General features: G+C 69.5%; 6 protein-coding genes. 1 reads left to right on the top strand and 5 read right to left on the bottom strand.

Annotated features, from left to right (window positions below; genetic code table 11):
* Positions 1 to 21: 21 nt before the first annotated feature.
* On the bottom strand, positions 22 to 1,452 hold the full coding sequence (locus APM_RS13390; protein ID WP_007423898.1) for an HlyD family type I secretion periplasmic adaptor subunit: 1,431 nt from the start codon (positions 1,450 to 1,452) through the stop codon (positions 22 to 24).
* Positions 1,418 to 3,646 carry a peptidase domain-containing ABC transporter gene (locus tag APM_RS13385; RefSeq protein ID WP_007423897.1) on the bottom strand — a complete coding sequence of 743 codons (2,229 nt, stop codon included), beginning with the start codon at positions 3,644 to 3,646 and terminating at the stop codon, positions 1,418 to 1,420. The genes APM_RS13390 and APM_RS13385 overlap by 35 nt, the downstream gene beginning before the upstream one ends.
* A 256-nt stretch (positions 3,647 to 3,902) precedes the next feature.
* Here APM_RS13385 and APM_RS13380 point away from each other — a divergent pair, with 256 nt between their 5' ends.
* Positions 3,903 to 4,406: a GNAT family N-acetyltransferase gene (locus APM_RS13380; protein WP_007423896.1), complete on the top strand. Its 504-nt coding sequence runs from the start codon at positions 3,903 to 3,905 to the stop codon at positions 4,404 to 4,406.
* Between the two features lie 6 nt (positions 4,407 to 4,412).
* Here the strand turns inward: APM_RS13380 and motA are convergent, their stop codons facing one another.
* The 3 genes from motA to APM_RS13365 form a co-directional block, all read right to left on the bottom strand.
* Positions 4,413 to 5,282: a flagellar motor stator protein MotA gene (motA, locus tag APM_RS13375; RefSeq protein ID WP_007423895.1), complete on the bottom strand. Its 870-nt coding sequence runs from the start codon at positions 5,280 to 5,282 to the stop codon at positions 4,413 to 4,415.
* A gap of 39 nt (positions 5,283 to 5,321) precedes the next feature.
* Positions 5,322 to 6,437: a flagellar motor protein MotB gene (locus tag APM_RS13370; RefSeq protein ID WP_007423894.1), complete on the bottom strand. Its 1,116-nt coding sequence runs from the start codon at positions 6,435 to 6,437 to the stop codon at positions 5,322 to 5,324.
* 68 nt (positions 6,438 to 6,505) lie between these two features.
* Positions 6,506 to 7,489, bottom strand: coding sequence for a threonine/serine dehydratase (locus APM_RS13365; protein ID WP_007423893.1), 984 nt, complete (start codon positions 7,487 to 7,489; stop codon positions 6,506 to 6,508).
* Positions 7,490 to 7,634: the final 145 nt, after the last annotated feature.

Raw genomic sequence — 7,634 nt, 5'->3', positions numbered from 1 at the left:
CATCGGCGCGGGATGCCCCCCTCAGGGCTCGCGCATGCTGTCGGTCGCGACCGGCAGCAGCTTGGTCATGAAATAGGAGAGGATGGTGCGCCGGCCGGTCTTGATGTCGGCGGTGAGCGGCATGCCTGGGGTGAGGCGGAAGCTGGGCGGCACGCCGTGCAGCATCAGCCTGTCGATCGAGATGCGGGCCTTGTAGTAGAGGCCGCGCGGCCGGTTGGGCAGCGGCGAGGCGCCCTCCGCCGGCGGCTGGTCGGAACTGAAACTGTCGGCGCTGACCGAACGGAGCGTGCCGCGGGCGGTGCCGTAGCGCAGGTAATCGAAGGTGGCGAATTTCACCGTGACCGGATCGCCGACATGGACATGGCCGGATTCGGCGCCGCTGATATCGGCCTCGACCTCGAGCGGGGCGTCCAGCGGCACCAGGGTGATGAACTTGGCCCCCGACCGCAGCACCGAGCCGACCGAGACATGGGCGACGGTGAGCACGATGGCGTCGCGCGGCGCGCGCATCACCACGAGCTGGCTCTGCAGCCGCGCCTTGGCGAGGTCCTGCTCGGTGGCGATCAGCTTGCTGTCGGTCTCGGCGAGTTTTTCCCCGACATCGGCGATCCATTTCTTTTCATAGGCGTCGCGCTCGGCCTGCTGGGCGGCGAGGTCGCGCTCGCCGGCGGCGGCGGTGGCCAGCGCGCTGGAGAGCGAGCTGGACACGGTCAGCCGGTCGTTCCGGGCAAGCAGGGAGTTGAGCTTGCTGCCGACCTGCATGCGCTGGAGCTGGTCGCGCATGTGCTCGACATCCTTCGCCACGCCGACCTGCTTGCGGTAGAACCCCGCCTCGCTGTCGCTCTTGGCGATGATCATGCGCAGCTCGGCGATCTTCTGGTCGTAATTCTCGATCGTGTAGATGCGCTCGGCCTTGCGGCTCTGGAAGATCGCGGCCTGGAGACGCTGCGCCGCGTTGGGATGCGCCGGCGCGTAGGTGGTGCCGCCCGCCTCGGCGGCGAGACGGTCGCGCCGGGCGGCGAGCTGGATCACCTCGGCGCTCAGCGCGCGCAGATTGGCGCTGGCGAAGGTGGGGTTCAGCTTCGCCAGGATCTCGCCCTTGTGGACGATCTCGCCCTCGTGGACGTCGATCGCCTGGACGATCGAGGTGTCGAAGGGCTGGAGCAGGACGTTCGGGGCGGTGGAGACCAGCCGGCCCGGCGCCGAGACCACCTTGGGGATGCGCACGACGGCCGCGACGGCGATCAGCGTCGCCACCAGGGCGGTGACGAGCAGCATGGTGTAGCGCGAGACGATCGACACCGGCGTCGCGATCACCGCCGCCGTCGGCGACTGGAATTCCAGCAGCGGCAGCGGCAGGTCCGACAGCGAGGCGGGATCGGCCAGGGCGAGGCTGCCGCCGGAGGGCGGCAGCCGGTCAGTCGCCTTGCGCGAGGGTCGGGGTCGGCGCATGGCGGCCTCCTTCGGGATTCATGTGGCGGTTCTGCTGGAGCCAGAGATGGCGGTAGATCGCGCAACGCTCGACGAGATCGGCGTGCCGGCCGATATCGACGACACGGCCGGCATCCATGACCAGGATCATGTCGCAGTCGACCAGCGAGGCGAGACGGTGGGAGACGATCACCATCGTCCGGCCGCGGGCGATGCGCAGCAGGTTGGCGTTGATCAGCGCCTCGCTTTCGGGGTCGAGCGCGCTCGTCGCCTCGTCGAGGATGAGCAGGCGGGGATCGGCGATCAGGGCGCGGGCGATGGCGAGGCGCTGCTTCTGGCCGCCCGAGAGGTTGGGCGAGCCCTCCTCGACGAAGGTTTCGTAGCCCTGGGGCAGGCGCTCGATGAATTCCTCGGCGCCGGCGAGGCGGGCGGCGCGGATCGCATCCTCGAAGGTGAGGCCGGGACGGCCGGCGATGATGTTGTCGCGCACCGAGCCGCGGAAGAGGAAATTGTCCTGCAGGACGACGCCGAAGCTCTTGCGCAGATGACGGAGATTGATCTCGCGCAGTTCGGTGTTGTCGATCTTCACGGCGCCGAGATAGTCGCGGTTGATGCCCTGGAGCAGGCGCGTGATGGTCGACTTGCCCGAGCCGGAACGGCCGACGATGCCGAGCATGGTGCCCTCGGGGATCGAGAAGCTGACCTTGTTCAGCGCCGGCGTCTTGCCGCCCTCGTAGGTGAAGGTGACCTCCTCGAAGGCGACGGCGCCGCGGAAGGCGGGGCGCAGGCCGGTGTTCATCGCGCGGCGCTCGGTCGGCCGGTTCAGCACCTCGCCGACGATGCCGACGGCGGCGCGGGCCTCCTGCGCGTCCTGCACGAGGCGGGCGAAGGAGATCAGCGGGCCGGCGACGCGGCCGCCGAGCAGCATGAAGCCGACCAGCGAGCCGGCGGCGAGCGGGTTCTGCGAGGTGAGCGCGACATAGCCGCCGAGCAGCAGCACGCCGATCGTCGCGTAGCGCTCGAGCGGCAGCGACAGCACCTGCGGCCAGGCGGAGAGCCGGCCCATCTCGAGATTGAGCTGGCTGGTGAGCGCCACCCGGCCGTCCCAGTCATCGGAGCGGACCTTCTCGAGTGCCAGCGCCTTGACCGTGCGCACGCCGTAGAGGCTTTCGACCAGCACCGCGCCCTTCCGGCTCTCGGCCTCGATGATGCGGCCGGTCAGCCGGGCGAGCGCGGGCAGGAAGGCGGTGATGATGACGGCGATGGTGGCCGAGGCGATCAGCACCGTCCAGGCGAGGAAGGCGTTGAGGTAGAACAGGATCGGCAGGACCAGGGCGATCATGAAGATGTTGATGAAGGTGGTCAGCAGCCGGCCGGTGATGAAGTCGCGCACGCGGTAGATCTGGCCGACCTTGTAGCCGATCTGGCCGGCCTGGTTGCGCTCGAAGAACTCGATCGGGATCGTCATCAGCCGGTCGAAGATCATCAGGTTCAGCCGGGCGTCGAGCCTGGTGGAGAGCATCACCAGCATCATCTGCCGGCCCCAGGTGAGCACCGCCTCCCAGAGGATGGCGATGACGAAGACGATCGAGATCAGCGCCAGCGTGTTCATCGCGTGGTACTCGATCACCGAGTTGAGCACGACCATGACCAGCAGCGCCGGGATCACCTGCAGCACGGTGAGCGTGACCGAGCTGATCGCGATGTCGCGCAGGATGCGCTTCTCGCGCCAGACCATGCGGAAGAGGAGCGCGAAGTTGAAGACCGGCTCGGCATCGTCCTCGCCGCGCTCGCCGCGGACGAGGAGCACCGTGCCGTCCCACAGCTGGCCGAGCTGCAGCTCGTCGACCGGGACGGGCGCGGTGCCCTGCGGGGCGCGGGGGTCGCGCAGGAACACGACGGCGCGCTCGCGGTCGGCGGCGACCATGATCGCCGCGCCGCCATCCTTCAGCAGCAGGATGACCGGCGCCGTCGTCTCGATCTTGAGGAGCTGGCGGAAATTGACGCGGATCGCGCGGGCCCAGAGCCCGGCATCGCGCGTCCATTCGACGAGACCGGCGGAGGATGGCGGCGCGCCGCCGCCCTCCTTGCGCAGGAGTTCAGGATCGAGGTCGATTCCGTGGAACCGGGCCGCGGCCCTGACCGCCAGCACGCGCACGTGAAGCTCCCTGCCGCCATCCGGCGCGGCATCCACCGGCTCGATTGTCTCGCTCATCAGACAAGATCTTTCCCCGTTGCGATAGATCTTTCGTCCGGGGCGCGCCTGCCGGTCTGCCACGCCGTGAACCGGCGCCGCGGGGTGCCAAAACCGCACCCGGTTACGAAATCAAATATCAAATCAAACATTCAACACTCCGTTAGCACATGTGCGGACGCTTTTTCCATAGATTTGAACCCGCCGCGAAACGGGTCTTGCGTTTCGGCCCCGGCGGTGCTGGATCAGGCAGCGATCTGCCAAGGAGCACGCGACCATGGATATCCGCCCCGCCGCCCCGGAAGACCTGCCCGCCTGCCAGGCGATCTATGCCCATCACGTGCTGGAGGGGACCGGAACGTTCGACGAGGTGCCGCCCTCCCTCGAAGCGCTGACGGCGCGGTTTCGCGAGGTCACCGGCGCGGGACGCGCCTGGGTGGTCGCCGCCGATGCGACGGGCATTCTCGGCTTCGCCTATTTCGACCAGTACCGCGCCCGCTCGGCCTACCGGTTCACCGCCGAGGACAGCGTCTATGTGCGCGAGGACGTGCGCGGCCAGGGGGTGGGCAAGGCGCTGGTCGCGCGGCTGCTCGACGAGGCGCGCGCCGCCGGATTCCGGGAGATGCTCGCCGTGATCGGCGATTCGGAGAATGTCGGCTCGATCGGGGTGCATGCCAGTCTCGGTTTCCAGCGGGTGGGGACGCTCCGCGATGTGGGGTTCAAGTTCGGCCGCTGGATCGACGTGGTGATCATGCAGCGCCATCTCGGCGGCCAGGGTTGAGGACGGTCAGGCGGCGATCTTGAGGGACTCCACGGATTCCTCCAGTTCCTGGAAGGTCGGCATGAACAGGTTGGGCACCATCTTGCGGCCGACCTCGACGCTGACCTGCGGCGCGTTGCCGTGCAGATGCGCGACCAGCACCGCGCGGATCACCTCGAAATAACGGGAATCCTCCTCGACCACGCCGCGCAGCCGCACCGAGAGCGGCCCCACCACGCCATAGGCGAGCAGCACGCCGAGGAAGGTGCCGGTCAGCGCCTCGCCGATCATTTCGCCGAGCACGGCGGGCGGCTGGCTGATATGCGCCATCGTCTTGATCACGCCGAGCACCGCGGCGACGATGCCGAGCGCGGGCAGGCCGTCCGCCATCGTCTGCAGCGTGTGGGCGCCGTGCAGCTCCTCGGCCAGGGTCTTGCGCAGTTCGCGGGCCATCACGTCCTCGATCTGGTGCGGATCGTCGGCGTTCATGCCGACCATCCGCAGATAGTCGCAGATGATCGCGGTGGCTTCCTCGTTCTTGAGGATGGCCGGGAAGTGCTTGAAGACCGGGCTTTCCTCCGGACGCTCGATATGCGGCTCCAGCGCCATGGCGCCGCGCGTCGCGGCGAGGCGGACAAGGTAGAACAGCAGGCACAGCAGGTCAGTGTAGTCGGCCTTCTTGAAGGCGCCGCCGCGCAGCACCTTCTTGAAGCCGGCCAGCGTGTGCTTGATGTCGTGCATCGAGTTGCCGGCCACGAAGGTGCCGACCGCGGCGCCGCCGATCGTGATGAGTTCGAAGGGCATCGATTTCAGCAGCGGACCGATCGCCCCGCCCGTCACGATAAAGACGCCGAACACGCAGACGAGCAGGAATGCAACGCCTCCCAAAGTGAGCATATTTCACCGAAATCTCAGAACATTGCATCTCCGTTCGGGTCATGGCGCCTTGGCACCATCTGTTTTGACCCCTTCCGGCAGTGCCGGACGCACCACCAGTATTCCCACCCGCCGATTGGCTGCCGCCAGCGGATTGGATGGGATGAGCAGCTTGCGGTCGGCATAGCCGCTCACGCGCGCGATCAGCCGCTTCGGAAAGCCGGCCTTGACCAGGACCGCGCGCGTCGCGTTCGCGCGCTCGACGGACAGGTCCCAGTTGTCCTTGGGACCGGCGACATAGGGCCGGGCATCGGTGTAGCCGGCGATGCGGATCCGGTCGCCCAGCCGGGACAGGATCGGCGCGATCTTGGTGAGCAGTTCCAGCGTCATCGGGTTCGGCCGGGCCGAGCCGAGCGCGAACATCGGCCGCTTGTGCGCGTCCATGATCTGGATGCGCAGGCCCCGCGGCGTGACGTGGACGCTGACCTGTTTCGAGAGCGACGCCAGATCCGGGTCCTGCGCCATCATCTGCCGGATCTCGGAACCCGCGGTCCTGAAGCGGGCTTCGCCGAGATTGCCGGGGGCGAGGCCGCCGATGGCGCCGCCGGTGCCGGCGGCGGCCTTCTCGCCGGACGGCGCGGACCGCGCCCCGGCGGCGGGTGAAGCGGGCTTCTGCAACTCGGGCGCGGGCTTCGGCGCCGCGTTCGACGCGGTGGCGCCGGAGGCACGCGGCTTGTGGCCGGCGCCGGGCGAGGTGTTCACCATGTCGTTGCCGGTGGGATGATCCGGGCGGATCTGCTGGCCCTGCGGCGTGTGCGGCACCTCGTAGGAGACCGGGTTGTGGCCGACGGTGACGCGCACCGCCCCGCGATCCGACGAGAGGGCGCCCTTGTCGAACGGGGTGCTGCCGCCGAACGGCTTGCCCTCGCCGGAGGCGGCGCGGTTGAGCACGTTGGCCTGGCTGAAATAGTCGGCGAGGCCGACGCGCTGCGCCTCGGTCGTCGCGTTGATCAGCCACATCAGCAGGAAGAAGGCCATCATCGCGGTCACGAAGTCGGCATAGGCGACCTTCCAGGCGCCGCCGTGATGGCCGCCCTCGACGATCTCCTCGCGGCGGATGATCAGGTTGACCGCCTGATCGCCCCCCTTGCCGCCCTTCTTCTTGCGCTGCGCCATGAACCCCTTGCCACCTTTCGGGGCGGAGTATCGGGGGTGGGGGTTAAAAAAGGCTGAATCGGAGACCGTCAGCAGGTGACTTCGAGGGCGCGGGCCAGCGTTCCGGGATCGGCATTGCCGCCGGAGAGAACGACTCCCACCGCCAGGCCGTCGAGCGGCAGCGCCTCGGCCAGCACCGCCGCCAGCGCCACCGCGCCGCCGGGCTCGACCGCGAGCTTGAGATGGCGCAGCGCGAAGCCCATCGCGGCGAGCACCTGCGACTCGCTGACGGCGACGGCGCCGGCGAGGCGGGGCGCGTTGAGCGCGAAGGTGAGTTCGCCGGGCGTCATCGCCATCAGCGCGTCGCAGAGCGCGGAGCCCGCGCCGTCATTGGCGAGGCGGGTGCCGGCGGCCAGCGAGCGGCCGGTATCGTCCCAGCCCTCGGGCTCGACGGCGATCAGCCGGGTCGCGGGCGAGGCGTGTTCGAGGGCGAGGGCGCAGCCGGCGGTCAGGCCGCCGCCGCCGGTGCAGACGAAGACGAGATCGAGTTCGGCGCCCGCCGCCCGCGCATCCTCCACCAGTTCGAGGGCGAGGGTGCCCTGCCCGGCGATCACGTCCGGATGGTCGTAGGGGGGGATCAGGGCGGCGCCGGTGCGGGCGGCGATGGCGGCGCCGATCGCCTCGCGGTCCTCGGTGCGGCGGTCGTACTGCACGATGTCGGCCCCCCAGGCGGCGGTCGAGTCGCGCTTGATGGCGGGGGCGTCGCGCGGCATCACGATGGTGGCGGGAATCCCGAGGGCGGCGGCGGCGCAGGCCACCGCCTGGCCGTGATTGCCCGAGGAATAGGCGACGACGCCGGCCGCGCGCGCCGCGGGGGCGAGCCGCAGGATCGCGTTGGTCGCGCCGCGCAGCTTGAAGCTGCCGGTGCGCTGCAGCGGCTCGGCCTTGATGAAGACCTCCGCGCCGGTCCGCTCGTCGAGCGCGGGAGAGCGCAGCGCCGGGGTGCGGACGATGTGCGGGGCGATCAGGGCGCGGGCGGCGAGAACATCCTCGGCGGTGGGCAGGCGGGTCATTGCTTGGGCCTCATGAGTGCGGCGGGGGCGGCGGCGAGCCGGGCGGCGGACAGGACGTAGGATTCGATCGCGACGCCGGCGCGGCGGCGGGCGGCGTGGCCGGCGGGGACGGCGGCGGCGACCTCGCTTGCGGCGAAGCCGGCGA

The organism is Acidiphilium sp. PM, assembly GCF_000219295.1.
GTDB lineage: Bacteria > Pseudomonadota > Alphaproteobacteria > Acetobacterales > Acetobacteraceae > Acidiphilium > Acidiphilium multivorum.
This window is presented reverse-complemented; position numbering and strand designations above follow the sequence as displayed.